This window comes from Streptomyces sp. TLI_053, from assembly GCF_900105395.1.
Classification (GTDB): domain Bacteria; phylum Actinomycetota; class Actinomycetes; order Streptomycetales; family Streptomycetaceae; genus Kitasatospora.
In genome coordinates this window covers 4,698,756-4,724,934 of record NZ_LT629775.1, presented here as the reverse complement: position 1 = coordinate 4,724,934, position 26,179 = coordinate 4,698,756, and the positions used below count along the sequence as shown (strand labels likewise).

General features: G+C 74.4%; 25 protein-coding genes, 3 tRNA genes and 1 pseudogene. 12 read left to right on the top strand and 17 right to left on the bottom strand.

All coding sequences use genetic code 11. The annotated features are described in order from the left end of the window. Window positions 1-616: 616 nt before the first annotated feature. Window positions 617-787, top strand: coding sequence for a hypothetical protein (locus BLU95_RS18960; protein ID WP_159424939.1), 171 nt, complete (start codon window positions 617-619; stop codon window positions 785-787). A 58-nt stretch (window positions 788-845) separates the two neighbouring features. Here the strand turns inward: BLU95_RS18960 and BLU95_RS18955 are convergent, their stop codons facing one another. The 11 genes from BLU95_RS18955 to BLU95_RS45575 all read right to left on the bottom strand — a co-directional run bounded on the left by BLU95_RS18955 (window position 846) and on the right by BLU95_RS45575 (window position 5,837). Beyond that, entirely contained in the window at window positions 846-1,682 is an 837-nt protein-coding gene (locus BLU95_RS18955; RefSeq protein WP_093861078.1) for a hypothetical protein, read from the bottom strand. 86 nt (window positions 1,683-1,768) lie between these two features. Further along, window positions 1,769-2,230 carry a hypothetical protein gene (locus BLU95_RS18950; RefSeq protein ID WP_093861077.1) on the bottom strand — a complete coding sequence of 154 codons (462 nt, stop codon included), beginning with the start codon at window positions 2,228-2,230 and terminating at the stop codon, window positions 1,769-1,771. Then, entirely contained in the window at window positions 2,227-2,445 is a 219-nt protein-coding gene (locus BLU95_RS18945; RefSeq protein WP_093861076.1) for a hypothetical protein, read from the bottom strand. The genes BLU95_RS18950 and BLU95_RS18945 overlap by 4 nt, the downstream gene beginning before the upstream one ends. Window positions 2,446-2,522: 77 nt before the next feature. Next, a complete protein-coding gene (locus BLU95_RS18940; protein WP_093861075.1) occupies window positions 2,523-2,948 on the bottom strand; it encodes a hypothetical protein in 426 nt (141 codons plus the stop codon). After that, complete coding sequence (locus BLU95_RS18935; protein ID WP_093861074.1) at window positions 2,945-3,619, bottom strand: zinc finger domain-containing protein; 675 nt, start codon at window positions 3,617-3,619, stop codon at window positions 2,945-2,947. Before BLU95_RS18935 ends, BLU95_RS18940 begins: the two co-directional genes overlap by 4 nt. Next, window positions 3,616-4,440, bottom strand: coding sequence for a helix-turn-helix domain-containing protein (locus BLU95_RS18930; RefSeq protein ID WP_159424938.1), 825 nt, complete (start codon window positions 4,438-4,440; stop codon window positions 3,616-3,618). The genes BLU95_RS18935 and BLU95_RS18930 overlap by 4 nt, the downstream gene beginning before the upstream one ends. Before the next feature lie 148 nt (window positions 4,441-4,588). After that, window positions 4,589-4,780, bottom strand: coding sequence for a hypothetical protein (locus tag BLU95_RS18925; RefSeq protein ID WP_093861072.1), 192 nt, complete (start codon window positions 4,778-4,780; stop codon window positions 4,589-4,591). Beyond that, the gene (locus BLU95_RS42345; protein ID WP_159424937.1) at window positions 4,777-4,944 is read right to left on the bottom strand and encodes a hypothetical protein; all 168 of its coding nucleotides are present in this window, start codon (window positions 4,942-4,944) and stop codon (window positions 4,777-4,779) included. The genes BLU95_RS18925 and BLU95_RS42345 overlap by 4 nt, the downstream gene beginning before the upstream one ends. After that, the gene (locus BLU95_RS18920) at window positions 4,941-5,411 is read right to left on the bottom strand and encodes a hypothetical protein (protein WP_093861071.1); all 471 of its coding nucleotides are present in this window, start codon (window positions 5,409-5,411) and stop codon (window positions 4,941-4,943) included. The genes BLU95_RS42345 and BLU95_RS18920 overlap by 4 nt, the downstream gene beginning before the upstream one ends. Window positions 5,412-5,421: 10 nt before the next feature. Further along, window positions 5,422-5,631 carry a hypothetical protein gene (locus tag BLU95_RS18915; protein ID WP_093861070.1) on the bottom strand — a complete coding sequence of 70 codons (210 nt, stop codon included), beginning with the start codon at window positions 5,629-5,631 and terminating at the stop codon, window positions 5,422-5,424. Beyond that, window positions 5,628-5,837, bottom strand: coding sequence for a helix-turn-helix domain-containing protein (locus tag BLU95_RS45575; RefSeq protein WP_093861069.1), 210 nt, complete (start codon window positions 5,835-5,837; stop codon window positions 5,628-5,630). Before BLU95_RS45575 ends, BLU95_RS18915 begins: the two co-directional genes overlap by 4 nt. Window positions 5,838-6,080: 243 nt before the next feature. Between BLU95_RS45575 and BLU95_RS18905 the strand changes: the two genes are divergently transcribed. The 4 genes from BLU95_RS18905 to BLU95_RS18890 all read left to right on the top strand — a co-directional run bounded on the left by BLU95_RS18905 (window position 6,081) and on the right by BLU95_RS18890 (window position 10,367). Further along, entirely contained in the window at window positions 6,081-6,530 is a 450-nt protein-coding gene (locus BLU95_RS18905) for a helix-turn-helix domain-containing protein (RefSeq protein ID WP_093861068.1), read from the top strand. A gap of 31 nt (window positions 6,531-6,561) precedes the next feature. Next, complete coding sequence (locus BLU95_RS18900) at window positions 6,562-6,957, top strand: hypothetical protein (protein WP_093861067.1); 396 nt, start codon at window positions 6,562-6,564, stop codon at window positions 6,955-6,957. Further along, the gene (locus tag BLU95_RS18895; protein WP_093861066.1) at window positions 6,954-8,573 is read left to right on the top strand and encodes a recombinase family protein; all 1,620 of its coding nucleotides are present in this window, start codon (window positions 6,954-6,956) and stop codon (window positions 8,571-8,573) included. The genes BLU95_RS18900 and BLU95_RS18895 overlap by 4 nt, the downstream gene beginning before the upstream one ends. A gap of 132 nt (window positions 8,574-8,705) precedes the next feature. Then, window positions 8,706-10,367: a long-chain fatty acid--CoA ligase gene (locus tag BLU95_RS18890; protein WP_093861065.1), complete on the top strand. Its 1,662-nt coding sequence runs from the start codon at window positions 8,706-8,708 to the stop codon at window positions 10,365-10,367. Between the two features lie 89 nt (window positions 10,368-10,456). Here BLU95_RS18890 and BLU95_RS18885 read toward each other — a convergent pair whose 3' ends face one another. Continuing rightward, on the bottom strand, window positions 10,457-14,191 hold the full coding sequence (locus BLU95_RS18885; RefSeq protein ID WP_093861064.1) for a hybrid sensor histidine kinase/response regulator: 3,735 nt from the start codon (window positions 14,189-14,191) through the stop codon (window positions 10,457-10,459). A gap of 180 nt (window positions 14,192-14,371) precedes the next feature. Here BLU95_RS18885 and BLU95_RS18880 point away from each other — a divergent pair. From BLU95_RS18880 to BLU95_RS18855, 6 genes are all read left to right on the top strand, one after another. Then, window positions 14,372-14,462 (top strand) — tRNA-Ser (locus tag BLU95_RS18880). 166 nt (window positions 14,463-14,628) lie between these two features. Beyond that, window positions 14,629-14,704: transfer RNA gene (locus BLU95_RS18875), tRNA-Arg, on the top strand. A 31-nt stretch (window positions 14,705-14,735) separates the two neighbouring features. Next, window positions 14,736-14,811: transfer RNA gene (locus BLU95_RS18870), tRNA-Arg, on the top strand. Between the two features lie 295 nt (window positions 14,812-15,106). Beyond that, window positions 15,107-18,538 carry an Ig-like domain-containing protein gene (locus BLU95_RS18865; RefSeq protein WP_093861063.1) on the top strand — a complete coding sequence of 1,144 codons (3,432 nt, stop codon included), beginning with the start codon at window positions 15,107-15,109 and terminating at the stop codon, window positions 18,536-18,538. A 185-nt stretch (window positions 18,539-18,723) separates the two neighbouring features. Beyond that, window positions 18,724-20,055, top strand: coding sequence for an SPFH domain-containing protein (locus tag BLU95_RS18860; RefSeq protein ID WP_093861062.1), 1,332 nt, complete (start codon window positions 18,724-18,726; stop codon window positions 20,053-20,055). Then, window positions 20,052-21,167 (top strand): C40 family peptidase, encoded by a 1,116-nt coding sequence (locus tag BLU95_RS18855; protein WP_093861061.1) that lies wholly within the window; start codon window positions 20,052-20,054, stop codon window positions 21,165-21,167. The genes BLU95_RS18860 and BLU95_RS18855 overlap by 4 nt, the downstream gene beginning before the upstream one ends. Window positions 21,168-21,232: 65 nt before the next feature. Here the strand turns inward: BLU95_RS18855 and BLU95_RS18850 are convergent, their stop codons facing one another. Further along, on the bottom strand, window positions 21,233-22,198 hold the full coding sequence (locus BLU95_RS18850) for an aldo/keto reductase (RefSeq protein WP_093861060.1): 966 nt from the start codon (window positions 22,196-22,198) through the stop codon (window positions 21,233-21,235). 127 nt (window positions 22,199-22,325) lie between these two features. On the opposite strand from BLU95_RS18850, the gene BLU95_RS18845 reads away from it, so the two are divergent. Beyond that, window positions 22,326-22,520 (top strand): hypothetical protein, encoded by a 195-nt coding sequence (locus tag BLU95_RS18845; RefSeq protein ID WP_093861059.1) that lies wholly within the window; start codon window positions 22,326-22,328, stop codon window positions 22,518-22,520. A gap of 54 nt (window positions 22,521-22,574) precedes the next feature. On the opposite strand, the gene BLU95_RS18840 is transcribed toward BLU95_RS18845, so the two are convergent. The 4 genes and pseudogenes from BLU95_RS18840 to BLU95_RS18825 all read right to left on the bottom strand — a co-directional run. Further along, a complete protein-coding gene (locus tag BLU95_RS18840; RefSeq protein ID WP_231978638.1) occupies window positions 22,575-23,684 on the bottom strand; it encodes an endo alpha-1,4 polygalactosaminidase in 1,110 nt (369 codons plus the stop codon). Window positions 23,685-23,706: 22 nt separating this feature from the next. After that, window positions 23,707-24,411, bottom strand: a complete 705-nt coding sequence (locus BLU95_RS18835) for a spherulation-specific family 4 protein (protein WP_093861058.1) — start codon at window positions 24,409-24,411, stop codon at window positions 23,707-23,709. After that, the gene (locus BLU95_RS18830) at window positions 24,408-25,313 is read right to left on the bottom strand and encodes an NAD-dependent epimerase/dehydratase family protein (RefSeq protein ID WP_093861057.1); all 906 of its coding nucleotides are present in this window, start codon (window positions 25,311-25,313) and stop codon (window positions 24,408-24,410) included. Before BLU95_RS18830 ends, BLU95_RS18835 begins: the two co-directional genes overlap by 4 nt. Window positions 25,314-25,477: 164 nt before the next feature. Beyond that, window positions 25,478-26,179: pseudogene (locus BLU95_RS18825) on the bottom strand (nucleotidyltransferase family protein); the annotation flags it as partial.

Genomic DNA, 26,179 nt, shown 5'->3' with positions numbered 1-26,179 from the left:
GCGGCGTGCTGCGCCGACAGGGGGAGGCTGGACACCAGCGGAGGTCATCGAGCTGACTCGCTCGGCGTTGGCCGCCGGGGTCATGGTCGTGATTCTCGTGCGGCACCCGCAGCTCGACGCGGCCGCGATGACGCTGTTGGGTACCGGTTTCGCGGCTATCGCAGTCCCAGTGCGACGCGGCGGACGCCGGTAGGAACGACTGCGGCCCGCCACCGGGGGGTGTGGCGGGCCATCAGCCAGATGTTCCGGGCACGCCGGAAGCGCCTCCAACTCTAGGTCACAGATCGATAACGGCGCAAGGGGCTAGGTGGGGCCTGCTCGGGGGCAAGGTGTTCCCCGGTGCTTGTCGGCGGGGGCCTGGTATGCTGCCTACCGTTCAACTCGCCCCAACATCAGTGGTGTTGGGTGCATATCCTCGCATGAGGAACGCCCTGTGACGTGCTCTTGGGGCGGCCCCTTCCTTCCGGAACCCGCACGACGTTGCGGTTGGCCGAGATCTCTCCGCGTATGCGGCATCCCGTTATGTCCGCGTAGGCGGTTCGGCATTCCTAGCATCACCGGGCGTTGCCGGGTGAGTGGAGTTCAGAAGGGGAGCCCCATGGTTAGGGACGTAATCATGCTGGTCGGCAACCTCGTTGGCACTACGGCAACGGCGCTCACGACCTTTATGGCGGCGGATGGGTGGCGGCGAGAGCGCCGGCGCCGGATCGACGCGGCCGATGCCAAGCCGGCGGCGGGGAGCGCGGATACACCTGCCGACATCGACACGGCGGAGACCACCAGCTAGGGGCTAGCGAGGGGCTCGGGCAATAGCCCGGGCCCCTCGTCGCGCTTGCGCCCTCACGTCACGCAGCCCGGCCAGTGGCGGGGCGGTCGAGGGCGGCGAGCAGCTCGACGAGCTCGGCCGCGTGCCACGCGCGGCGGCCGCGGCGGTCGAGGTCGACGGGGGCGGGGCAGGTGCGGCCGGTGGAGCATGTGACGCTCGGGGCGATGCGCGGGTCGGTGTGCAGGGTGAGCTCGCCGGAGCACCATGGGCAGGGTCGGCCCTCGATCACGGTCTCGCTGCGGTCGAGGCCGAGCGCGCCGAGCACGAGGTGCTCGGCCTGTCCGGCGACGCGCACCGCCTCGTGCGCGAGGTGCTCGGGCAGCAGGCCGAACAGGGCCGGTGCGCGGGTGTGCGTGCCGGCGCGCTGCTCGGGTTCGGTGTCCTCGTCGAGCAGGCGCCCCTCGACGTAGAGCGCGGCCCAGTGCAGGCCGTGCCGGCGGCTCCCGGGGTCGGTCGGGCTCGCGTAGTGCCACCGGCGCGGGTCGGCGGCGTCCGCCTCGTCGAGGGCCCACACGACCGGCCGGCCGGGGGTGGAGACGGGCCGGCGCTCGATCGGCCGCTGCACGGCGGCGGCGAGCGTGTCGGCGGCGTCGAACATGAGCCGTTCGACGCGCACCGCGGCGTCGAGGGCGGCGAGGTTGGCGGGGGCGGGGTGCTGGCGCAGGGTGAGCGGCACGCGGTCGTCGACGAGCAGCTCGACGTCGTCGGCGGCCTGCCGGGCGAGGTGGGTGGAGAGCTGGGCGGGCGGCCACACGGGAGCCGGTGCGGTCTCGATCGCGACGAGCAGCGCCCCCCAGTGTGCGCGCACGGTGCGCAGCTGCTCGACCGCGTGACGGATGCGGGTGGACGGGTACACGTTGCGCTCCCAAGTCAGGCTGTGCGGTGGTGGGTTGGTGGGGCCGGGCGCCCCTCTGTCGTGGTACGGGGGCGCCCGGGCCCGGTCTAGGTGGCCGGTCGGCCGGCGGGCGGGGCGGCGGAGCGGGGGCCGGGCGCGGGCTGCAGGCCGGCGGCGGCGAGCTCGGCGGCGGCGCGGCCGCGGGCCAGTGCCCACCCGTCGAGCAGCTCGGCGGCGAGCAGTTCCTCGTAGGCGTGCTGCTCGACGACGGCCGGCTGCGCCGCGGCGTCGAGGCGGGCCTGCAGGTGGGCGAGCTCGGCCTCGACGAGCCGGCCGCGCTGCGCCCGGGCCAGTGCTCGGCGCAGGGCGAGCAGGCGCTGCCGGGCAGTGTGGCGCAGCCGCAGGTGTCGGCGGCTCCACTCGGTGCACCACTCCCGGTAGCGGGCGAGTTCGCCGATCCCCTCGCGCAGCATCTCGGCCTCACCGGGCAGCAAGGCGCCGCGCGCGGCGCGGTCGACCAGGTGCAGCAGCTGCTCGACGTCCGCCCGGTCGGCGGGGGCCGCGCTCACGGGATGTCCCGCGGGTCGAGGACGTAGGCGACGACGAGCCGGCCCTCGACGGGGTCGAGCGACAGTTCGGCGTCCGCGGCGGGACAGCCGGCGGCGCGCAGCTCGGCACGCACCGTGTCGAGCAGCTCGGCGACGACGGGCAGGGACACGGGGACGGGCAGGGCGCGCTCGGCGCGGGTCTCGTGCACGAGGTAGCGGGAGGGCAGGACGGACACGGGTAGTGACCTTTCGGAAGGGGCGGCGCGGACACCCGCGCGCATGGGGGGCGCATCGACCGGTCGCGGCGGCAGGATCATCGAATTCCCCTACCGCGTGCGACAGTTCGGGCCCGGGGGCGGCCGCCGTCGCGAGGGATCGGAGGCTGCACCATGACGGCCTCGACGGCGGCGAGCTCGACGGCCCGCTGCTCGTCGCGGCGCCGCTCGGCGAGCAGCTCGACCTCGGCCCGGCGGGCGGCGAGCTCGGCCTCACGCTGCGCCCGCAGCAGGGCCGGGCCGTCGAGGCGGTCGACCACGCGCCACCGGCCGTACCCGAGGGACTCCTCGCAGAGCACCACGGCGCCGGCCGCGGCGTACTCGCGCGCCACCCGCCGGAACTGGCGGCGGTCGGACGTCTCGAACAGGGCTGGCCGGCGCGCGTGGCCGGGCCACGTGGCGGTGAGCCGGTAGACGGACACGGGGATCGGGTGGCGGGCGCCCGGGCGGTGGCGGGACTTCATGCGGCACTCTCCTGTCGGCGGGCGGCGGCCTTGTCGGTGCGGGTCGGGTGGACGGTCCGGCGCCTCGACCAGGTGCCGGCCTGCGCGCCGGGCGGGAGGGTGCGCCGCCGGCACGGCTCACCGGCCGGCGCGTGGCACCAGTCGCACGCGACGGCCAGCGCATCCGGGCGCCCGGCGGCGGCCGCGGCCTCCCGCGCCGCCCGCACCGGCCGGTACGCGGCGAGCTGCTCGGCGGCCGCCGCGGGCAGCGCCCGGCCGAGCCGGGCGGCCACCGACGCCGCCGGCCCGCCGGTCAGCTGCCGCGTGCTGTTCGGTACGGTCTGCCCCGTCGCCACCGCCGCGCGCTGCGCCCGGATCGCGTCCCGGTAGGCGCGGTCGTCGTCGGGGTCGACGGCCGGGCGCGGGTCGGTGTGCCGGGCGAGCAGGGCCCGGCGGTGCGCGGCCCACGGCCGGGCGACGTCCGCCGCGATGATCGGCCACGGCGACGACGCGATGTGTCGACGGACCACCGCCGCGGCGTCCCACCCCTCGACCGCGACGGCCGGCACGTCCTGCAGCAGCTCGCACCACCGACGAAGCTGGGCGCGGGCCTCTTCCTCGTCGGTGTTGGCGGTGCGGGGGTCGAGCTCACCGGCGTAGGCGAGCAGCGCGGCCACCTCTTCGGGGGTCATCGGGCACCCCTGCGGGCCTGCAGGTCGTCGAGCGCGGCCTGCAGCAGCGCGGCGTTCCGGTTAGCCGGCGGTGAGGGGCGGGAGGCGCCCCCGGGCACGGCCCGCAGCGACGGGCGGTTCGTCGGGCGTTCCCGGCCGATCCACTGCTGCCAGTCGGCGCGCCATTGGGCGGGAGTCCGGGCGGGCGCAGTCGCCCGATGCCGCGCCCATTTCACGGTGGCGTGGTCGAGGCCGTCGGGCCCGAGGCGCTGCAGGTGGCCGGCGACCGCGGTCCAGCCGAGCAGCTCGTCGTCGGGCTGCCAGTCGGCAGGCAGAGGGATCGCAGCAGCACCACCCACAGGCGCAGAGCCCGCGCGCGGGTGCGCGCTCCTCTGGTTCCCTCCCGTTCCACTCTGGTTCTTCTGGTTCTGGGGGGAAGAATCTTCGGGGGCGGCCCCGCAGGAACTGCACCCCCGCCCCGAAGAATCTGCACCCCCCGGGGTGCAGTTCTCGCACCCCTCGGCGGTGGGGGCGGAAGAATCTTCGCCCCCCTCGACGGGCGCGCCGGGGGTCCACCCGACGGCCTTGGGCAGGCGGTAGACGCGCGCACCGTAGGGCCCGCGCCGGCCCTCGACGAGCTCAAGCTCGCCGAGCCGGATCGCGGCCTTGATCGCGTCGCTCACCGCCCGCTCAGAGGAGTTGACGCGCTCGGACAGGGCGCGAGTCGAGCCGAACGCGACGCAGGACTCGCCGGCGCGCTCGGCCAGGGCGAGCAGGACCAAGCGGGCCGTGCCGCGGGCGTCCGAGCACTCCCACACCCACTCACGGGCAAGACGACTCAACGGGGTTCCCTCCCTTGGGTGTTGGGCGTAGACGGTGGATCGGGGCGGCCAGCAACGGTGGCGGGGGAGTGGGCGGCGCACCGCGGCCCGCACGGGTACGGGCGGGCCGGCCTGCCGCACGGGCCCGGGCCGGCGCCGCAGAACGGGCTCACGAGCCGTCGGTGTCGAGCGCGTCGAGCTGCCCGGGCACCGGGTCGACGACGGCCTCGACCACCGGCCGGCGTCGCAGCCGCGGGCGTACCGGCGGCGGGGTAGTCGGGTACGGCTGCGCGCTGCCGTCGAGGGCGAGCTGCACCGGCTGCTCGCCCCGGCCTTCGACGGCCGGCCGCCGGCGGCTCACGAGTCGGCCCTCGACGGCCCGGCGGCGGTCTGCCGGCCGATGCGTGCGATCAGATCGAGGTACCACTGCGGCTCACCCGCCGCCCGCGCCGCGCGCCAGAGGCCGCGCACCTGGTCGACGTCCGGAGCGCTGGTGGCAGCGGCCAACCACCACCGCCAGCTCATCGGTCGTACTCCAGTTCGATTAGGTGTCGACCGGCGACCGTGCGCTCGGCGAGCTGCTGCAGCCGGCGGCCGAGCTTGGCCGCGGCCCGGTAGGACAGGTCGGCGGCGAGCAGGCCGTCGGGCCCCGGAAGCTCGTCGACGAGCGCGGCCCGGCGACGGAGTAGCACTGCGCCCCGGCGGCGCCGGTGGGCCCAGCGCAGCAGTGCGCCGCGCACTCCGGCCCGGGCCCGGGCCCGGGCGGCGTCCAGTGCGGCGCCCGACCAGTCGAGGGCGACGTCGTCGGCGCGCGGGTCGGTCTTCCGGGCGCGGTGGTGGTCGGCGGCCGCGGCGAGCTCGCGCAGCAGCTCGCCGACGAGCTGCTCGTCGGCCGCGTAGGCGAGCGCGACCCGGTCGAGCAGGCGCTCGGCGCCGTCCGTGATGTCGAGGCGGACGGTGTACCCGTCCGGGTGGAGTTCAGCGCGGATCATCGGGCACCCCTTAGGCCGCAATCCGGGCCGGCGGCGTCGAGCCTGCTCGCGCGTGAAGGCGGCGCAGAGTCAGCTCGATCTCGTCGGCGGAGCGGTCGGGAGTGGCTGCAGCCTGGGCGGCGGCCCGGATGGGCAGCGCATCGCGGCGTGCGCGCGCCGTGTCGAGGATGAGCCGAGCCGCGGCGTACGCCTGCTCCCGGCTGATCGGGGCCTCGTTCACGCGGCCTCCGTCCGGAGCAGGACGGCGGCCGTGAGCCCGTAAGCCTGCTCGATCTTGGCGAGGGTCGACGCCCCGGGCGTGGTCCTGCCCGTACGAAGACGCCATGCGGTAACCCGTGCAACCTTCAACCGCTCTGCGATGTCTGAATCGGTGCGGTCACCCGCAGCGCGCGCCGCGGCGACGAGTTGCTCGTGCCTGTACGACATGACGGACCCCCTATCTGCCATAAGCGGTAGATGATCTGCCGCATCTGGAAGCTAACAGGGATCTTTCTGTCATGGAAGGAGGTTTAGGCCACGGTGTGGCGCGCCGCACATAATCGGATGCACGTTCGAGCACAGCGTCTAAGCTGCATGGATGGATCGCGCGCCGTCTGATCAGGAACTTTTCATGCGTGAAAACAGGCCACCGGTTCGCCGCGTACCTGCCGAGCGCGGTAAATTGCACGCATGCAGCAACGCACCAACGCCACCCCCGGGGCGGAAGACCACTTCCCGCAGTGGCTAGACAGGCGCCTTCGCGACCTTGGGTATGACCTCGGCGCCCGCGGTGGCGGGCGGACCAAGTTCGCAGCTGACGCCGGTATCTCCGCCTCATCGGTCTCGCGCCTCTTGGCCGGGCGTGGCAAGTACGAGGCCGCGCTGCTCGCGAAGATCGCTCCCGTACTGCGCGTGGAGCTAAGCGAGCTCATGGTCCGGGCCGGAATCGTCACTGCCGACGCGATCGGTAGAGCCGCCGACCCGCAACCCGACGGCCCACCCATGACCCCGCAGGAAGCCGCCGCACAGCTGGGCATCCAGAGCGATACCGCCGTCGCCCTGTTCGTCTCGATGGTCCGGACGATGCAGGAACAAGAAGCGACGCGCCGCCAGCAGGAGGTGCGCCGCATGGAGCCATAGAAGACAACACAGTTTGAACGAGGGGGAAGGCGTGTTCGAGCGCCAGCGATGGACGGTGGGCGCCGTGGCGGTCCTGGCAGTTAAGGCCGCCGGGATGCTGCTGGTGGGCGTTGCCCTGTGCCTACCGGGCGAGGACCGCGACATTGCATGGGTTGGACTCGGGCTCATGCTGGCCGCACTGCCGGCCGTCGTCATCACTCAACAGAAGCGCGCAGCCGAACTGCGCGAGGACGAGCGGGCCGAGATCCACAACGACGGGTACCGCTTGGCGCTCGAACATGTTGCTCAAGGGCTACTGACCCCACCTCAGCCTTCTGATCCCCGGCCGGGCATGCATGAGCCGGCCGACAACGTCGTGTACCTGCCGCGGGTCACAGACGCACCACCGACCCGCGGCGCCAACCAGGGAGGGAGGGCGGCACGTTGACGCCGCTCGTCGCCGCAGAGACATTCATCGAGAGCGATCTCGAACCGTTCATCGGGTACATCCGCGTCTCGACGTGGAAAGAGGAGAAGATCTCGCCCGAGATCCAGCAGGCCGCAATCCTGGAATGGGCCCGCCGGAGCCGGAAGCGCATCGTTCGGTGGATCACCGACCTTGACGCAACCGGTAGGAACTTCAAGCGCAAGATCATGCAGGGCATCGAAGCCGTAGAGCGCAAGGAGGCCGTAGGCATTGCGGTCTGGAAGTTCTCTCGCTTCGGTCGCAGTCGCGACGGTGTTGCCGTCAATCTCAAGCGAGTTGAGAACACCGGGGGAGAACTCGTCTCCGCCACGGAGCCCATCGACGCACGAACCGCGATCGGTCGGCTTTACCGCGGAATCATCTTCGAGTTCTCTGCCTATGAGAGCGACCGTGCGGGCGAGCAGTGGAGCGAGACGCATGCGCTGCGCCGCGCGGCCGGCCTTCCTGCCACCGGGCGTGATCGCTTCGGGTACATCTGGCACCGGCGCTTCAATCCGCAGACTCGGAAGGTGCAGCAGGAGCGCTACGAGCCAGACGGCGAGGTTGCCCCGACTATCGTCGAGGCGTTCCTGCGGTACGTGGCCGGCGCGACCGGATTCTCGGCGCTCGCCGGATGGCTCAACGGCCTTGGCTACCGGACCACCAGGGGCACGCTGTGGTCGGCAGACACCCTTAAGCGCTTTATGGACTCCGGGTTTGCCGCTGGCCTGCTGCGTATTCATGACCCCGGGTGCCGGTGCAACGGGCGTAAGACCAACGGCAGTTGCCCGAACTACCAGTACATGGAGGGAGCGCATGAGGAGATCATCGGCCCAGAGATTTGGCAGCAGTACATCGAACGGCGAAAGCTCATCAAGGAGAGCGCGCCAAAGTCGCGGAAGGGGATATACGCGCTCACAGGCGCAATGGCGTGCGGTGACTGCCGGCACGGTGCCACGCTGAACGCGGCCGTTCGCAAGCGCGTAACGATCCTCGGATTCGCTTACCGCTGCGGCAACCGGGCCCGAACGGCCGGGCACGCCTGCGGCGGTGTCTACATGAAGCGTAGTGAGGTCGAGGCCGAAGTAATGCAGTTCCTCGCAGCGCACTCGCAGGGCGTCGACGAGTCTCCTGCCGCAGAGGTGCAGCGCGCACGAGAATCAGACGCGGCCCGGAAGCGCGCCACCGAGCAGCGCACGGCCCTCGAAAAGGAATACAAGCGCCTCACTGTCGCTCTGTCTCGGATCGCTGTGGACAAGAACCTGAACCCCGAGAACTACGACGAAGACGTCTACGAGATGGCGGTCGCTGATCTCAAGCGGGACCGAGCCAAGATCGCGCGCGAGTTGGAACAGGCGACCGTCGTGGTTGAGCACCAGACCTTCGGAGACGTGCGCCCGCTGGTCGTTGGCCTTATGGCCGAGTGGGACACCCTCTTGGTCGGGGAACGCAACGCGATCATCCGAAAGCTGATCCGGCGCGTTGCCCTCGTCCGGAAGTCCAAGGATGAAGTTGTTGTCGAGATCCACCCCGTGTGGATGCCGGACCCGTGGCTCAAGGAAGACACCGCCGGCGCCGAGCACGATCTCGCCGCGTAGACCAGATCGAGAAACGGGTCTCATTCGGGCTCGGCCTGCTGACAGCGCAGCCACATCGCGCCAGAATCAGGCGACGAGACTGCTACTAGTCAGTAGTGATCTCGCCGCTCGCCGGCCGGTCAAGGAGGACCCGTGTACAGCACGATGCAAGACGTTCCGCTCACTGTCGCTCGAATCCTGGAGCACGGTTCCACGATCCACGGCCGGTCGACCGTGACCACCTGGGACGGCACGGGTCCGGTAGTTCGGACGTACGCCGAGGTGGGCGCCCGCGCGGCACAGCTCGCCTGGGCCCTGCGCGATGAACTCGGCTGTACCGAGTCGAGTGTTATTGGAACGTTGATGTGGAACAACGCCGAGCACCTGGAGGCCTACCTCGCCGTACCGGCGATGGGCTCGGTGCTGCACACGCTCAACCTACGGCTGCCCGCGAACCAGCTGGCCTTCATCGTCGACCACGCCGCCGACCGCGTGATCATCGTCAACGGCACGGTGCTCCCGCTGCTGGCCGCCGTGCTGCCGCGGCTCGCCCCGACGCTCAAGCACATCGTGGTCAGCGGCCCGGGCGACCGCTCGGTGCTGGCCGGCTTCGCGGGCGGCGTGCACGACTACGAGGAGCTGATCGCCGGCCGGCCGGACGAGTACCCCTGGCTCACCGACATCGACGAGCGCCGGGCCGCCGTGCTCTGCTACACCTCCGGCACCACCGGCGACCCGAAGGGCGTCCTCTACAGCCACCGCTCGGTCTACCTGCACTGCCTCCAGGTCAACACCGGCGACAACTTCGCCTTCACCCCGCGCGACACCGCCCTGCCGGTGGTGCCGATGTTCCACGTCAACGCCTGGGGCATCCCGCACGCCGCGTTCATGTCCGGCGCCAGTCTGCTGATGCCGGACCGCTTCCTGCAGCCCCGGCCGATGGCCGAGATGATCGCCGCCGTGCGGCCCACCGTCAGCGCGGCCGTGCCGACGATCTGGAGCGGGCTGCTGGACGAGCTGGACGCCGGCGACTACGACACCTCCAGCCTGCGGATGGTCGTCATCGGCGGCTCGGCCTGTCCGCCCTCGCTGATGCAGGGGTACGAGGAGCGCCACGGCATCCGGGTCATCCACGCCTGGGGCATGACCGAGACCTCGCCGCTCGGCTCGTTCGCCCAGCCGCCGGGCGGCCTCACCCCGGAGGAGGAGTGGCCCTACCGGGTCAGCCAGGGCGTCTTCCCGGCCTCCGTCGAGGCCAGGCTGATCGGCCCGGGCGGCGAGCGGATGCCCCACGACGGAGCGTCGGCGGGCGAGCTGGAGGTCCGCGGCCCGTGGATCGCGGGGGCGTACTACGGCGGCGCCGGGCAGGACCCGGAGCGCCCGGACGACAAGTTCTCCGAGGACGGCTGGCTGCGCACCGGCGACGTCGGCACGATCACCGCGGACGGCTACCTGACCCTCACCGACCGGGCCAAGGACGTGATCAAGTCCGGCGGCGAGTGGATCTCCTCGGTGGACCTGGAGAACCACCTGATGGCGCACCCCGAGGTGGCCGAGGCCGCGGTGGTGGCCGTACCGGACGAGAAGTGGGGCGAGCGTCCGCTGGCGACCGTCGTGCTGCGGCCGGGCGCCACCGTCGGGCTGCCGGAGCTGCGGGCCTTCCTGGCCGGGCGGATCGCCTCCTGGCAGCTGCCGGAGCGCTGGGCGCTGGTCGAGGCGGTGCCGAAGACCTCGGTCGGGAAGTTCGACAAGAAGGTGATCCGCGCCGACTACGCGGACCGGAAGCTGGACGTCACGCTGCTCGGCAAGGAGTGACACCCGGCGGGACACCCCCGCCGGAACCACCGGGGCCGGCCGCCCCCGCGAAGGGGGTGGCCGGCCCCGGGCGTTCCGCACCCGCGCGCTCAGCCCGCCGCGGCGACGCCCGCCTCGCCCATGGCGCCGATCCGCCCGAGCAGGTCGACGATCCGGGACTGGACGTCCTCGCTGGTCGAGCGCTCGGCGAGGAACAGGATCGTCTCGCCGGTGCGCAGCCGGGGCAGCTCGCGCGGGTCGAGGTCCACCGAGGTGTAGACGACCAGCGGCGTGCGGTGCAGCCGGTCGTTGGCGCGCAGCCAGTCGAGCAGGCCGACCCGGCGGCGGCGGATCTGGAGCAGGTCCATCACCACCAGGTTGGGCTGCACGCTGCTGGCCCGGGCCACGGCGTCGTTCTCGTCCACCGCGTGCTCGACGTGCATGCCGCGCCGCTCCAGGCTGCCGATCATCGCGACCGCGATGTCCGGGTCGCTCTCGACCAGCAGCACGCGCGGGGCGTGGTTCTCGCCGTCGCGCGGGGCGAGGGCGCGCAGCAGCACGGCCGGGTCGGCGCCGTACGCGGCGTCCCGGGTGGCCTGGCCGAGACCGGCGGTGACCACCACCGGGACCCGGCTGTTCAGCGCGGCGGTGCGCAGCGACTGCAGCGCGGTGCGGGTGATCGGGCCGGTCAGCGGGTCGACGAAGAGCGCGGCGGGGAACCCGGAGACCTGTGCGTCCACCTCCTCGCGGGAGCGGACGATCACCGGGCGGTAGCCGCGGTCCTGCAGGGCCTGGCTGGTGGCCGGGTCGGGCTCGGGCCAGACCAGCAGCCGGCGCGGCCCGCCGTCGGGGGCGGGCGCGGGCACCGGGCGCTCGCCGGACTCGGGACGGCCGCCCGCCGGGGCGATCGGCAGGGCCGCCGGAACCGCCGGCGCGGGCGCGGCGGGCAGCTCGGCCATCGCTCTCGGCGCGGGCCGGACCTCGACGGGTGCCGCCGCGGGTACGGGGACGACAGGGGCGACCGGGCCCGCCTGGGCCCCCGGCCCCGAGCCGCCGGGAGCGCCGGTGCCGCCGAGCGGCCGCGGCGGGGTCAGCTCGCCCAGACCGGTGCCGACCGGTCGCGGTCCGCCCTCGTGGCGGTCGCCGGCGGGGCCGCCGGGTGCGGCGCCGTCCGGGAGCGCCGGGGCCGCCGACGGCAGCGCGGGCAGCGCGGTGGGCGCACCCGCCGCGACACCGACGGGCTCGGCCGGGCCGCCGTTCTCACCGCCGGGACCGGGCGGGACGGCGAGCCGGCGGCGGCGGCCGGTCGGCGTCGGACCGGCGGGATCGGCCGGAGCCGGGGCCGGACCGGCCGGCAGGGCGTGCTCCAGTCCGGGGTAGACCGGGGTCTCGGGGACGCCGGGCAGGGCGAAGCCGCCGGAGGAGTCCTCGTTGCCGGGCAGCGCGCGGCGGCGCCGGGACGGCCGGGGCTCGGAACCGGACTCCTCCGGACCGCCCGCCGCGTCCTGACCGCCCTGCCCGGCCGTCGGCTCCTCCGGGGAGGAGGGGCCGGGGCCGAGGGCGATCGGCGTGCGCGGGCCGTCCGCCGGAGCGTCGGCGGTCCGGCGTTCGTCGTCCGCGCCGGTGACCCCGTCGCCGGGGCCCGGGGCCGGGCGGCCGGCGTCGACCGGCACGGCGTAGGCGGTGCCGGAGCGGCCGTCGTCCTTGCCCCACGGGTCGCTCTGCGGGTCGTTCGGGCCGCCGAGGCCCTGCCGCCCGTACGCGGGGTCGTTGCCGGTGCCGTTCCACTGCTCGGGGACGGCGCGCTCGATCCGGGCCGGGGCGTTCGGCCACTGGTCGGCCGGGATGTCCGGACGGTCGCCCGGGCGGGGGGCGTCCTGGGCGGCCTCGGGGCCGTCGGCCGGCTGCTCGACGGCGGGGCGCCCGCGGCGGCCCCGGCGCTGCTCGGCGACCGGCGCCGGGTCGGTGCCCGGCTCGACGGCCGGGGCGGCGGGCGGACCGTCGGGGGCGGCGGCCGCGGCGGCACCGCGCCCGGCCTCCCGGGCGGTGCCGTCCGCCGGGGTGGTCGCGGAGTCGCGATCCGCACCGGGGCCCGGAGTGCCGGGACCGGTGGGCGGGGTCTTCTCGGCGGTCGGCTCCCCGGCGCGCGCGGTGGGCGGCGGCGGGATGCCCGGCAGGTCGGGCAGGACGGCGCTGTCGCTCTCCTTCGGCCGGTCCGAGCGGCCCTCGGCGCCCGCCCGCTCGGCGGCGGCCTTCGCGGCGACCGGGTCCAGCGGCAGTTCGACGACATAGGTGGTGCCGGCGCGTCCCGGCAGCTCGTGCGGCTGGAGCACCCCGCCGTGGCGCTCGACCACGGCGCGGGCTATCGGCAGGTGGACGGGGCTGCCGCCGCGTCCGGGGCCGCGGATCTCCACCCGGGCGACCTCGCCGCGCTGGGCGGCGGCCAGCACCACGGCCGGGGTGTCGCCCCCGCCCGGCGGCAGGGCCGGGGCACCGGGGGCGGCGAGCCCGGGGGAGGGCAGCTCGGGTTCGGCGTCCAGCGACAGGCCGACCCCGCTGACGTCCGCGACCAGGTGGGCCAGCGCCTGGGCGAGCCGCTGCTCGTCGGCGATCACCTCGACGGCGGCCGCGTGCACGGAGAACCGCACCCGTCCGGCGCCGACCAGTTCGCCCGCGTGCTCGACGGCCCGGCGGACCACCTTGTCCAGGGCGACCGGGACCCGCTCGGCGGGCTTCGGCCCGCCCTTGCCGTCCGCGGCCGCGGCGACGGCGGCGCTCTCGCCGGCCTCGGAACGCTGGTGGGCCAGCACACCGTCGATCAGCTTGCCGAACCGGCGGCACTCGTCGGCGAGCCGGCGCAGCGTCCAGTTGGCCTCCGGCCAGAGCTGCCCGGCCGGGTCCGCGGCGAGCGTGTCGATCCGCCGGTGCAGCGCGGTCAGCGCGCCACCGAGCTCGCTCTCCAGGACGGCGGTGAGGTGTTCGTTCCGGGCGACCAGCGCGAGTTCGCGGCTGCGGTCGGTGAAGGTCATCACCGCGCCGACCAGCTGGTCGCCGTCCCGGACCGGGGCGGTGGTGAGGTCGACGGTGACCGGCCGGCCGTCCTTGCGCCACAGCACGGTGCCGCGCACCCGGTGCTTGCGGCCGGAGGTCAGGGTGTCCAGCAGCGCGGACTCCTCCAGCGACAGCGGGGTGCCGTCGGCCCGGGAGTGCTGGATCAGCGGGTGCAGCTCACGGCCGCCCAGCTCGCTGGCCCGGTACTCCAGGATGTGCGCGGCGGCCGGGTTGACCAGCACGCAGCGGCCTTCGAGGTCGACACCGAGCACGCCCTCGGCGGCGGCCCGCAGGATCATCTCGGTCTGCTTGTGCTGGCGGCGCAGCTCGGCCTCGACGCCGAGCCGGCCGGTCAGGTCGCGGACCAGCAGCAGGAGCAGGTCGGAGGAGCGGGAGCCCTCGCGGTACGGGTCGTAGGGGACCAGGGAGGAGACCGCGTATCCGCGGCCCTCGCCCGCGCCGGAGCCGTCGTCGTCGAAGTCGTTGCCGGAGACCTCGACCGGGAAGGTGCTGCCGTCGGTGCGCCGGGCCGTCATCCGGACCGGGCGGTCGAGCGCCTCGTCCTCGCGGGTGGCCGGTCTCATCGAACCGGGGATCCGGCTCGGGTCGAACTCCGGGAGGAGGTCGAGCACACCCATGCCGACCAGCGAGGTGCCGGGCGCCTGGAGCGCCTGTACGGCCGCGGTGTTGGCGTCGACGACCGTGCCGTTGCTGTTGACCAGCAACAACGCATCGGGCAGGGCGTCGAGTATGGCGGCGAGGCGAGCAGCGCCTCGGATCGGCCTGCTGCTCACGTCGACAGGTCTCCTCGGCTTCAGGGCAGCTCTCTCCGGAGAGGGCAGTATCTCATTCTTCTTTGCGGCGAGGACGACCCGCCTAGTAACGTTGTCGGCGGTTGGTGCCGGGCCCCCGGGTTGTGGCATCATCACAGGCACAGGGAACGGCTCCGCGCATGCGGGGTTGGTCCATGTGGAGGAGGCTTCGCCTAGTCCGGTCTATGGCGCCGCACTGCTAATGCGGTTTCGGGGTTATTCCTGATCGAGGGTTCAAATCCCTCAGCCTCCGCAGCCGGAAGAGCCCCGTCGACGATCTTGTCGGCGGGGCTCTTCCCGTGTCCGGGGTCCGGCGGCGCGGACCGCCCGAGGTGCCCGGATCAATCGATTTCGTCCCGCGCCGCAGGTCATGTAATGTTGTTCCCGCACCGCCCCGGTGGCAACGTTCACCAGGGCGAGCGCTCATAGCTCAACGGATAGAGCACTTGACTACGGATCAAGAGGTTGCAGGTTCGAATCCTGCTGAGCGCACCAAACCCCGCAAGGCCGGATCCGTCCGGCACTTGCGCTCATAGCTCAACGGATAGAGCACTTGACTACGGATCAAGAGGTTGCAGGTTCGAATCCTGCTGAGCGCACCAGAAGAGAACCCCCGGCCCTGGCGGCCGGGGGTTCTTTCGTTTCCGGGGCTCCCCGGCCGTGCTCCGGGCGGGCGCGGGCCGTCCGTCCCGCGCGGGGGCCGATGGGTGGACGGCGATCCATTCGGGTACATCCCGTCCTGCCGGGAGCCCGAGGCTGCCAATCGGGTGTCATACGGCCAATAGTGCAAGTGTCGCGGTATGACCGGACCAGGATCGTGATTCCCTTTTGTCACATCTTGTGTCGATACTGCCCGGTCACCCAGGCCGCCCGGCAGCCGATCCGAAGGAGAGCCGGATGAACCGACAGTTCCCGGCTGCGGCCGGTGCAGCCGCGGTGCTGGCGGCCGGGCTGCTGATCGGTTGGAACCCGCCGCCCTCGGCCGCCCAGCAGTCGCCCGGGAGCTGGACCGCCGAACGCGGCGCGGTGCTGCCCTCCGAGCTCTCCGTCCGACTGGACTTCTCCGCCGACCCCGGGATGTCGGTCACCGCCGGCCCGGGGAAGCTGGCGGACCGCGTCGGCGCCGGCCGCTCCCGGGTGCTCTACTCCGACGGACTCCGGCCCGGCGACCCCGCGCAGTCCTTCCGGATCGCCGAGGACCGTCCGCAGACGGACGGTTCCTGGCGCACCGTCGGAACGCTTCGGCTGACGTTCTCCCGGGCGGTCCGCAATCCCCGGCTGCACCTCAGCGGACTCGCCGGAACCACCACCGCGAGATCCGGCTCCACCGGCACCGCGACCAGACTCACCCTGACCGGTGGTTCACCGGCCGCCCCCACCCTGGTCAACCGCACCGACTGGCCCGGCTGGACGGTCGACGGCAACACCCTCGCCCCCGCCCGGGCCGACGGCGGCGCCGACGGCGACCCCGGGTCCGCCGCCGAGGGCAGTCTGGAGCTGGCCGGCACCTTCCGCACGGCGGTCTTCCGGGTCGAGCGGCGTTCGACCGCCCGGGCCGGCTCCACCACCGCCCCGGCCCCGCTCACCCAGGCCTACACCGTCACCCTCGACGAGGGGGTCGGCACCGCGCCGCAGGGTTACGGCAACGCCTCCCACCTGCTCTCCGACCTCTACCTGGGCGGTGACGCCGCCACCCAGGGGGCCAAGGCCGACGGGCGGCCCGGCTGGCTGTTCCGGCGGTCCGACGCCGGGCGGGCGGACGGCGGCACCGGTGACGGGTCCACCGGTGGCGGGTCCACGGGCGGCGGCAGCGGGGAGGACGGCGGGGCCAATCCGCCGCCGCCGCAGCTCCAGCCCGGCCGGGGCGAGTACCAGGGCGCCGACCCGGCCGTCGGTTACCCCGCCGAGGCGGCGATCGGCCACGACTACCGGCTCACCGTCCCGGTCGCCGTCGGCGACTCCGCCGCCACCCTGGTCGGCTGGGTCGACTTCGACCGCAACGGCCGCTTCGACGCCACCGAGCGGGTGCAGACCGAGGTCGCTCCCGGCGAGCACAGCGCCTCGCTGAACTGGACCGTCCCCGCCGGTGCGGCCTCCGGCGAGACCTGGGCCCGGCTGCGGATCGGCCGGGACGCCGCACAGCTGGTGCCGGCCGGCGGCTTCGCCGACTCCGGCCAGGTCTCGGACCAGCGGATCCGGCTGACCGTCGGGGCCGCCCGCCCGGAGATCGCCGAACCGGTCGACGGCACCACCCTCGCCGAGGCGCGTCCCCGGATCTCCGGTGAGGGCGCGGTGGCCGGCGCCACCGTCGAGATCCGTGAGGGCGACACCACGCTCTGCCGGACCAGGGTCGCCCGGGGCGGCGACTGGGCCTGCCGCCCGGACACCGCGCTGGCCCCGGGCCGGCACAGCCTCACCCCGGTGGAGACCACCGGCGGTGGCGTGGTGCTGCGCGGCGAGCCGGTGCTGATCACCGTCAAGACCGCGCCCCCCGGCGCGCCGGTGCTCACCCTGCCCGAGTTCACCAACGACCCGGGACTGCAGCTGGCCGGCACCGGCGAGCCGGGCAGCACCGTGACCGTGGTCGACCGGTCGGCCGCGACGCGCGAGGCGGCCGGCGGGGGCGGCGGCTCCGGCGGTCAGGGGACGGACCTGTGCAGCACCGGGGTCCGGCCCGACGGCGGCTGGTCCTGCCTGCCGGTGGAGAACCTGGCGGACGGCCGGCACCGGCTCACGCCCACCGCCGCCGATCCCGCCGGGAACCGGACCCCGGGTCAGACGGTCGAGCTGGTCGTCGACACCGTGCCGCCGGACCGGCCGGTGCTCACCGCGCCGACCGCGGGGGAGACCCTCCGGGTGGCCCGGCCCCGGCTCGCCGGGAGGGCCGAACCGGGGGCCCAGGTACTGGTCACCGCGCGGTCGGAGCGCGCCGCCGAGACCGCGCGGATCGTCGCCTGCGGGACGACGGCGGCGGTCGACGGCAGCTGGGCGTGCACGGCGAACCGTGATCTGCCGGAGGGCGAGCAGTGGCTGGTCGTCACCGCGACCGACCTGGCGGGGAACGGGACGGCGGCGGAGGCCGTCGCGGTCACGGTCGCTCCGGCGGGTGGAGCGCCGACGCCCACGCCGACGCCCACGCCCGCACCGGTGGTGACGCCGGACGTGACTCCCACGGCGGCGCCTTCGGTGACTCCTTCGGCGACTCCCTCGACGGCTCCGGCTCCGACGGCGAGTGCTGCCCCGACACCGGTGCCGACTCCCACCGTGACTCCCACGGGCACGCCGACGGCGGTGACGGCCGTGCCGTCGTCGTCGCCCCAGGCCGAGCCCACGGCGTCCGCCCGTCCCACGCCCGCGCTCTCCCCGTCCCCGACGGTTTCGCCTTCGGTGCCGGTACCGCCGACGCCTTCCGTCCCGTCCAGCCCTGCTGTTCCGTCGGTGCCGTCCTCTCCGTCGGTGCCGTCCTCGGCCTCGGCCGTCGCGGAGCCGGTTCTCGATCCCGTTCCGCCGGGGCTGCTGCCGATCGCCGTTCCGCCGGTGGGGGCCTCGCCGTCGCCGACCGCGACTCCGGTGGCGCCAGCTCCGGCCACCGGCGGTCCGTCCCCGGCGGTGTCCCCGACCGCCCCCGCCCCGACATCCCCGAGTCCCAGCCCGTCCCCGACGGTTTCGCCTTCGGTGCCGGTGCCGCCGACGCCTTCCGTCCCGTCCAGCTCTTCCGTCCCGTCCAGCCCTGCTGTTCCGTCGGTGCCGTCCTCTCCGTCCGTGCCGTCCTCGGCCTCGGCCGTCGCGGAGCCGGTTCTCGATCCCGTTCCGCCGGGGCTGCTGCCGATCGCCGTTCCGCCGGTGGGGGCCTCGCCGTCGCCGACCGCGACTCCGGTGGCGCCAGCTCCGGCCACCGGCGGTCCGTCCCCGGCGGTGTCCCCGACCGCCCCCGCCCCGACGTCCCCGAGTCCCAGCCAGTCCCCGAGCCCGACCGCGGCCACGACCCCTGCCCACACCTCCACGCCCACTTCCACTTCCACCGCCACCTCCACCCCGAGCCCGACCACGGCGGCGGCCGCCGACCCGACCGGGGCGGACCCGGAACCGGCGGACGTCTCCGCCCCGGACCGGGACCGGGCCGACCGGGTCCGGGGTCCGGCCGCCCCGCCCGAGCGCGGACAGCAGCGGGCGGCCGAGCCGGTGGACCCCTCGTCACCGGTGGCTGCCGACCGGCAGCGGTCGGACGCCTGGCGCGGCGGGTTCGCCGGGATCCTGCTGGTGCTCACCGGGATCGGCCTGATCACCCGTCGGGTGCTCGCCCGGGGAACCGGGACCCGGCGGCGCTGAACCGCTCCCACCATCCGCTCATGTGCCTGCGCGTCAGCTCCGGCTGTGGACGATTCGTCAGGAAATGTCGACACACATGATCTCAAATGTCGCATTTGATGACGTATGAACTTAGCCTGACTCTGGCACTGCCCGTCAGATCCGGGCCGCCCGTTGCGCGACACACTGAACCTGAGGATCCGTGCATGGACGTCACCCGCGACTCTTCGCAGCGACCCGACCACCTGCCCGAAACACTTCCCCCGGCGCTGCCGGAACGTTCCGCCTCCGGCTCCAGCCCGCTCGCCAAGGTGCTGCGGACGTCCGGGGCCGCCGCCGGACGGGCCGACGGCGGTCCGGCGACCACTCCGCTCACGGTCCTCCCCGGGCCGGCCGCTTCCCCCGCGGACTCCCGTGATCCGCGCGATCCGCTGGAGGCGGGGGAGCCGGCGGCCCGGACCGTGCAGCTCGCCCCGCCGCCCCCGGCGCCGGTCGTGGACCCGTTCCCGGCCGCCGTCCCGGAGGCGGCCCCGGCCGGGATTCCGGCCGCCGCCACCTCGCGTCGGCCGCCGCGCGCCGACCAGGCCCTCCGTGAGCGGAACGCGGCCGGCCTGCCCGGCTGGATCGCGCTGATGGCGCTGCTGCTCGGCACGGCCGCCGTCCTGCTGGTGCTGGTGCGCGACGGAGTCGTCCCGCACTGGGACGCGCTGCCCGATCTGCGCGCGGACGCCGTTCGCGCCGGCGGCCGGGCCGAGGTGACCGCGCGTTCGGTGGCCGCCGTCACCGCGGCGGGGCTGCTGGTCGTGCTCGCGCTCGCCGGGCTGCTGGCCAACGCCGGCGGCGAGACCCGGGTGCTCACCCGCTGGGGCCGCTACCGGGGCACCGTCCGCCGCACCGGCCTGGTCTGGGTGAACCCGCTGCTGCGCCGTCGCCGGGTGGACGTCAGGCTGCGGCACTGGCGCAGCGAGCCGGCCAAGGTGGTCGACCGCACCGGTACGCCGATCGTGGTCCGGCTGCTGATCGTGTGGCGGGTCAAGGACACCGCCCGCGCGGTGCTGGCGATCGAGGACCACGAGAGCTATCTGCGGGAACAGGTCCAGGCGGTGCTCACCCGGACCGCCTCCACCCTGCCCTGCGACAGCAACGCGGCACCCGGGCCGGCCCTGCGCGACGGCCAGTGGTTCGCCGACGAGCTGACCCGGGCGCTGGCCGCCGAGGTCGCCCCGGCCGGGCTGGAGGTCTACTCGGCGCAGCCGCTGGCGCTGGACTACGCGCCGGAGGTGGCCGAGTCGATGCGCCGCCGCCGGCTGGCCGATCTGGACGCGGGCCTGCGCACGGTGCTGGTGGACGACGCGGTGGAGGCGGCGGCGCTCGCCGTGCGCCGCCTGGAGCGCGCCACCGCGCACGAGCTGGACGAGGCCGCCCGGAGCGCGCTGATGGAGCACCTGCTGGTCGCCTTCGTCGCCCCGGCCGGAGTGGCCGCCTCGGTACCGCCCCCGGCCGCACGGGCCGGGCGGAAGGAAGGACGACCGGCATGAGGATAGCCAGCGGTACGGACACCGGCCTCGCGTTCGCCGACGGGACCGCCGACGGGCTCGACGGGTTCGACGGGCTCGACGGGCTCGTGGCCTACGAGGGCTTCGACACCCCCGACGGGTTCGAGGGCCTGGAGGGCCTCGACACCCCGGACGGTTTCGAGGAACGCCTCGGCGGCGGTCCCGCGCTCGCGGGCTGCGGGTGCCCGCACTGCGCGGCCCGGCCGCGCACCGCCCGACCGGAGCGACCGGAGCGGCCGTCCGGGGGCGGCCGAATACACCGGGCGGTCCGCACCGCCTGCCTGGCCACCACCGTGCTGGCCGGAGCCGGGGTGGTCGGACTGACCGCCGGTGCCGGGGCCGCGCAGGCGGCGCCGGGCAAGCAGGGCTGGGACGGTTCCCGGTACTGGTTCCAGAACGCCCGCGGCGAGTGGCGCTGGACCGGCCACTACAGCGTGTACACCAAGGCCGTGGGCGGCGCGGGGTCCGCGTCCTCCACCGGCTCCGGGTCCACGGCCGTGGCCCCGACCGGCTCCGGTGCACCGGCGGGCGGCACCGGGTCCACCGCGCAGCCGACCGCTGCCGGGAGCGCCGCCCGGTCGACCGGACCGCGCCAGGGCTGGGACGGTTCCCGGTACTGGTTCCAGAACGCCCGCGGCGAGTGGCGCTGGACCAGCCACTACGACATCTACCTCGACCGCACCGGCGGATCGGGCGGCGGGACGCCGTCCCAGGACCGGACCGCGTCCTCCGACCGCACGGAGACGGCGATCGGCTACGCGCTGGCCCAGCTCGGCAAGCCCTATGTGTGGGGCGGTGACGGTCCCTCCGGCTACGACTGCTCGGGGCTGGTGCAGCAGGCCTTCCGGCGGGCGGGCGTCGAGCTGCCGCGGGTGGCCGACGACCAGTACGCGGCGACCACCCCGATCACGCAGGACCGGCTGCGCCGGGGCGACCTGCTGTTCTGGTCGGACAGCGGCCGGGCCTCCGGGATCCACCATGTGGGGATCTATCTGGGCGGCGGGAAGTTCGTCGAGGCGCCGCGTCCGGGGAAGACCGTCCGGGTGTCGACGATCAGCAGCGGCTTCCGGCCGACCCACTTCGGCCGGCCGTGACGGTCGCGGCCCGCGTCGTCCACAGCCTGTGGACGACGCGGGCCGCGGGTGCGACGGTGCCGGGGTCAGGCGGAGGCGGCGTCCAGCAGCGCGGTCTGCGCCGGGGTGAGTTCCAGCGCGGCGGCGGCCAGCAGCGGCGGGAGCTGGTCGACGGTGCGGGCGCTGGCTATCGGGGCGGCGACGGTCGGCCGGGCGGCGAGCCAGGCCAGCGCCACGGTGGCGGGCTCGACCTCCTGCTCGGCGGCCACGGTGTCGAGCGCCTCCAGGACCTTGGGGCCGCGCGGGCCGTCCAGGTAGCGGCCGGCCCCCTCGGCCCGGGCGCTGGGCACCGAGCTGCCGCCCGGGCGGTACTTGCCGGTGAGGAAGCCCGAGGCCAGCGCGTAGTAGGGGACGGTGGAGAGGCCGTGCGCGGCGACCACCTCGGCCAGCGGGCCCTCGAAGGTGCCGCGGGAGACCAGGTTGTAGTGCGGCTGGACGGCCACGTACTTCGCCAGACCCTCGCGGTCGGCGAAGGCCAGGGCCTCGGCGAGCCGGTCGGCGCCGATGTTGGAGGCGGCGACGGCGCGCACCTTGCCCTCGCGCACCAGCTCGTCGAGGGCGGTGACGAACTCCTCCACCGGGGTGTCGTCGTCCTGGTGGGTGTAGTAGAGGTCGATCCGGTCGACGCCGAGGCGGCGCAGCGAGCCCTCGGCGGAGGACTTGATGTTGGCCGCGCGCAGCCCGCGCGCCTCGGGGTGCAGTCCGACCTTGGTGGCGACCACGACGGAGTCGCGGTTCCCCCGGCTGCGCAGCCAGTTTCCGACGATCGTCTCGGACTCGCCGCCGGTGTTGCCCGGGACCCAGGAGGAGTAGGTGTCGGCGGTGTCCACGAAGTTGCCGCCGGCCGCGGCGTAGGCGTCGAGGACGGCGAAGGACTCGGCCTCGTCGGCGGTCCAGCCGAAGACGTTGCCGCCGAGGGAGAGCGGGAACACCGAGAGCTCGGAGTCGCCGAGCTGCGCGTAACGGGGGGCGTCGCTGCGGGAATCGGTCATGCTCCGAGTCAACCCGATCATCGGGCCGGTCGTTCCGGGGTCGTGGGGTACTTCACATGCTTGTCGCACAGTCGTAGCCCGGAGACCGGGTGTCGGGGCGGTCCGCGGATTCGTTAGAGTCCCTGCCATGGCTGACAACGACTACGACCCCGCCGGCAGCACCCAGATGTTCCGGGCCTTCGTCGACGAGACCCCGGCACCCCAGGCGCCGGGCTCCGTCAACACCTACGGCGCCGGCGGCGGCCGCACCGGCAAGATCGCGGCGATCGCCGTGGCCGCGCTCGTGGTGCTGGGTGCCGTCATCTGGCTGGCGGTCAAGTAACCCTCGTGGCTGATCGCCTGGCGGTCCGGGGGCCGTGCGGCCCCCGTCCCTGCGTCAGCAGGGCTTCCGCCAGGCGTCCAGTTCGAGCTTCTTCTGCATCGAGCTGAACCCCAGGGCCTTGGTCTTGGCGCAGAACCGGTCCGTGCCGAGCTTGTACTCGACATGGAAGACCGCCTTGCCCGCCTGGATGAAGGGCGAGAGCCGGCCGCACTCGTCGAACTGCGCGCACTCCTCGTTCACCGCGAAGTCGAAGTCGCCCAGCAGGGCCGGTATCTGGTCCAGGTCGTTCTTCAGACCGATCGCCAGGCCGCGTTCGTGGGCGAGCGTGGCGAGCATGCGGTTGTAGCGGAGCTGGTCGTCCGCGGTCAGCGGGAAGCCGCTGTTCTGGTTGTAGGCCTCGATGGTGTCGGGTTCGACGGCGTCGAAGCCCTTCTGCCGGCACATGTCGAAGCGGGCCGCCATCAGTGGCTTCAGCTGGTCCAGCTTGCGGATGTCGAACCACTTCTCGCCCTTCCAGCCGTTGCCCGAGCCCTGCAGGGCCTGGGCGAAGGCGGCGGCGTCGGGGCGGAAGTCCTCCCAGGAACCGGCGTTGATGTAGCAGATCACCTTGCGGCCCTTGGCGTGCAGCGCGGCGACCACGGAGGCGTCGGTCTCGAAGCCGTCGATGTCGTAGACCGGGACGTCGACGGACTGGTCCACGCCGCCGCCGAGTTGCCACTGCCAGGCCAGGCCCGGGGCGGGCTGCCAGCGGGCTCCGCCGGGTGCGGCCGGTGTGCCCGGTGCGTTCGGGGTGCCGGGGGCGGCCGGGGTACCGGGAGCGGGGGGTGTGCCGGGGGTGCCGGGTCCGGTCGGGGTGCCCGGACGACCCGGAGTGGCCGGCGTGCCCGGGGCGCTGGGCGTGCCCGGGGTGCCGGGCGGGACCGGCGGAGTACCGGGGGCCGATGTCGTCGGCGGGTCCGGGACGGCCGGGGTGGACGGGGCGTCCGGGGTGCCGGGGGTGCCCGGTACCGGGGCGGCGGTGGCCGCCGGGGGCTGCGCGCCGGTGGCGTCGGCCGAGGGGTCGTCCTCGTCCTCCGAACCCGAACTGCTGCACGAGGTCGCCAGCAGGGCGACGGCGGTGGCGAGGGCGAGGGCGGCGGCCAGGGGCCGGGTGCGGCGGGTCACGATGCTCGAACTCCGAGTGGGGTCAGGTGGGTTCGGTGACGGGCCGACCGACGGTCAGCTCGTGCGGCAGGGTGCGCCAGGGGTTGTCCCCGGTGCCCGGCACGGCGCAGCCGACGCCGGCCCGGCGGGCGGCGATCAGCGCGGCCGCCTCCCCGGAGCGTTCGGCGGGCACGTCGTAGACCAGGTGGCAGAACCGGGCGGCGGCGTGCCGGCCGGTCCACAGCGGCAGGGCCAGGCCCTGGTACGCCGTCCAGTCGCCCTCGAAGGTGACCAGCAGGTCGGCCAGGCCGACCTCGGCGTAGCCGGGGTCCGGATGGTCCCCGTGGCCGAACACCACGGTGGTGCAGCCGGCGGCGCGGGCCGCGGTGGCGAGGCGCCGGTAGTGCGGCAGCGCGCCGGGCGCGGCCGACACCTGGTCGAGGTAGACGCCGGTGATGCCGTGGCGCTGGCGGTAGGTCAGGATGTCGTTCACCACGGCGGCGTGCGGCCGCCGGCCGTAGTCGGTGTCGGCGTAGCCGAGCAGCGGCAGGCCGGCCCGGCGGAGCTCCTCCGCGGCCTCGGCGAACACGTGGTCGGGGTCGCCCGGCCCGTCGGCGAGGTTGAGCACGACGGCGGCGATCCGCCTCGGGTCGGCGGCGGCGACCGCCTGCCAGGCCGCCGGGTCCACCGCGGGGTGGACGTACAGCGGCACCAGCAGGCGGCCGTCGTGGTGGCTCCCGCCCGTCATGCGGTGACCAGCGGTTCGGTGGAGAGCCAGAGGTCGCGCAGGGTCTCGTCGAGCCCGGTCTCCGGCTGCCAGCCGAGTGCCCCGGCGGCGGCCGACACGTCGGCCTGCTGCCAGGAGACGGCGGCCGAGCGCTCGGAGCCGGCGCCGCTCTCGTCGATCCGGCCGGTGAAGCCGGCCGCCGCGACCAGGCCGTCGGCGATCGCCCGGACCGGCCGGGCCCGACCGGAGGCCAGGTTGAGCAGCCGCGGCAGCGGACCCTCGGCGGCCACCGCGAGGGCGACCGCGCGGGCGATGTCCCGGGCGTCGACGAAGTCGCGGTGGGCCGAGAGGTCCCCGACCCGCACCACCCCGTCGGTGCCGTCCGCCGCGGCCCGGCGCAGCTCGGCGGCGAGCCGGCCGGGCAGTGAACCGGCCGGGGCGCCGGGGCCGACCGGGTTGAACACCCGGAGCACCACGGCGTCCAGCGCCGAGCCGGCCACCGCGAGGGAGCCGGCCAGCTTGGTGGCGCCGTAGACGCCGACCGGACGGGCGTCGGCGTCCTCGGCGAGCGAGCTGCCGGGGGCGCAGACGCCGTACTCGCCGGCCGAGCCGATGTGCACCAGCCGGGCCTTCGGGGCGCCCAGCTCGAGCGCCTCGCAGAGCACGGCCGGGCCCCGGGCGTTGACCTCGGCGAGCTTGACGGCGCTGCCCGCCACCGCACCCGCGAAGTTCACCACCGCGTCCGGGGCGTGCGCGGCCAGCTCCTCGCCGAGCGGGCCGGCCTGGGCGGTGGCCAGGTCGAGCCGCAGGTCGTGCTCGGGCCGCCGCCCGGCGGTCAGCACGGTGGCACCCGGCAGGGACCGCAGGGCGGTGGCGGCGTGGCGGCCGAGGAAGCCGTCGGCGCCGAGCAGCAGGATCCTCACGCGGCCCGTCCGTCGTTCTCGGGGCCGGTCGGCACCGCCGCGGCCGGCTGCCCGTCGGCGGCGTCGACGGCCGTGCGAGCGGCGGGGACCGGCCGGTCCTGGCCGTTCGGCACCGCGTACAGGCCCTCTCCCGCGGCGGGGCCGGCGGTGGCCGGCTCGTCCGGGAGCAGCAGCGAGCGGTTGAGCGAGAACTCCGCGTTGGCCCGGTCGTAGTCGTCCGGACGGCCGATGTCGAGCCAGTAGCCGTCGAACTCGTAGGCGGACGGCGGGGTCTTGGCGGCCAGCAGGTCGAGCACCAGCTCGTCGAAGCCCAGCGGCAGACCCGGGGTGTACTTGGCGAGCGCGGTACGGGAGACGCCGTAGACGCCCATCGAGACCCGGTAGTCGATGCTCGGCTTCTCCTGGAAGCCGGTGATGGCACCGTCCTCGGCGGTCAGCACACCGAAGTCGATCTTCACCTGGCGGGCGTAGGTGGCGATGGTGAGCGGAGCCCCGGACGACTCGTGGTGCTTGAGCACCCCGGCGAAGTCCAGGTCGGTGAGGACGTCGCCGTTCATCACCAGGAAGTTGTCCGGCAGCCGGTCCTGCATGGTGAGCAGCGGACCGAGGGTGCCGAGCGGGCTGTCCTCGACCGCGTAGCCGACCCGCAGCCCCCACTGGGAGCCGTTGCCGACGTAGGCGCGGATGATGTGGCCGAGGTGGCCGATGGCCAGGGTGACGCTCTGGAAGCCCGCGGCGGCGAGCTGGCGCATCACGATCTCCAGGATCGCGTGCTGGTCGCCGATCGGGACGAGCGGCTTGGGAAGCGCGGTGGTGTACGGGCGGAGTCGGACGCCCTTACCGCCGGCAAGGATCACTGCATGCAT

Excerpts from the sequence above, each read along its gene's own strand:
- BLU95_RS18960 (WP_159424939.1), top strand. The coding sequence starts at position 617 with ATGCTGGTCGGCAACCTCGTTGGCACTACGGCAACGGCGCTCACGACC.
- BLU95_RS18940 (WP_093861075.1), bottom strand. The coding sequence starts at position 2,948 with ATGAAGTCCCGCCACCGCCCGGGCGCCCGCCACCCGATCCCCGTGTCC.
- BLU95_RS18935 (WP_093861074.1), bottom strand. The coding sequence starts at position 3,619 with ATGACCCCCGAAGAGGTGGCCGCGCTGCTCGCCTACGCCGGTGAGCTC.
- BLU95_RS42345 (WP_159424937.1), bottom strand. The coding sequence starts at position 4,944 with ATGAGCTGGCGGTGGTGGTTGGCCGCTGCCACCAGCGCTCCGGACGTC.
- BLU95_RS18920 (WP_093861071.1), bottom strand. The coding sequence starts at position 5,411 with ATGATCCGCGCTGAACTCCACCCGGACGGGTACACCGTCCGCCTCGAC.
- BLU95_RS45575 (WP_093861069.1), bottom strand. The coding sequence starts at position 5,837 with ATGTCGTACAGGCACGAGCAACTCGTCGCCGCGGCGCGCGCTGCGGGT.
- BLU95_RS18905 (WP_093861068.1), top strand. The coding sequence starts at position 6,081 with ATGCAGCAACGCACCAACGCCACCCCCGGGGCGGAAGACCACTTCCCG.
- BLU95_RS18865 (WP_093861063.1), top strand. The coding sequence starts at position 15,107 with ATGAACCGACAGTTCCCGGCTGCGGCCGGTGCAGCCGCGGTGCTGGCG.
- BLU95_RS18860 (WP_093861062.1), top strand. The coding sequence starts at position 18,724 with ATGGACGTCACCCGCGACTCTTCGCAGCGACCCGACCACCTGCCCGAA.
- BLU95_RS18855 (WP_093861061.1), top strand. The coding sequence starts at position 20,052 with ATGAGGATAGCCAGCGGTACGGACACCGGCCTCGCGTTCGCCGACGGG.
- BLU95_RS18850 (WP_093861060.1), bottom strand. The coding sequence starts at position 22,198 with ATGACCGATTCCCGCAGCGACGCCCCCCGTTACGCGCAGCTCGGCGAC.
- BLU95_RS18845 (WP_093861059.1), top strand. The coding sequence starts at position 22,326 with ATGGCTGACAACGACTACGACCCCGCCGGCAGCACCCAGATGTTCCGG.
- BLU95_RS18835 (WP_093861058.1), bottom strand. The coding sequence starts at position 24,411 with ATGACGGGCGGGAGCCACCACGACGGCCGCCTGCTGGTGCCGCTGTAC.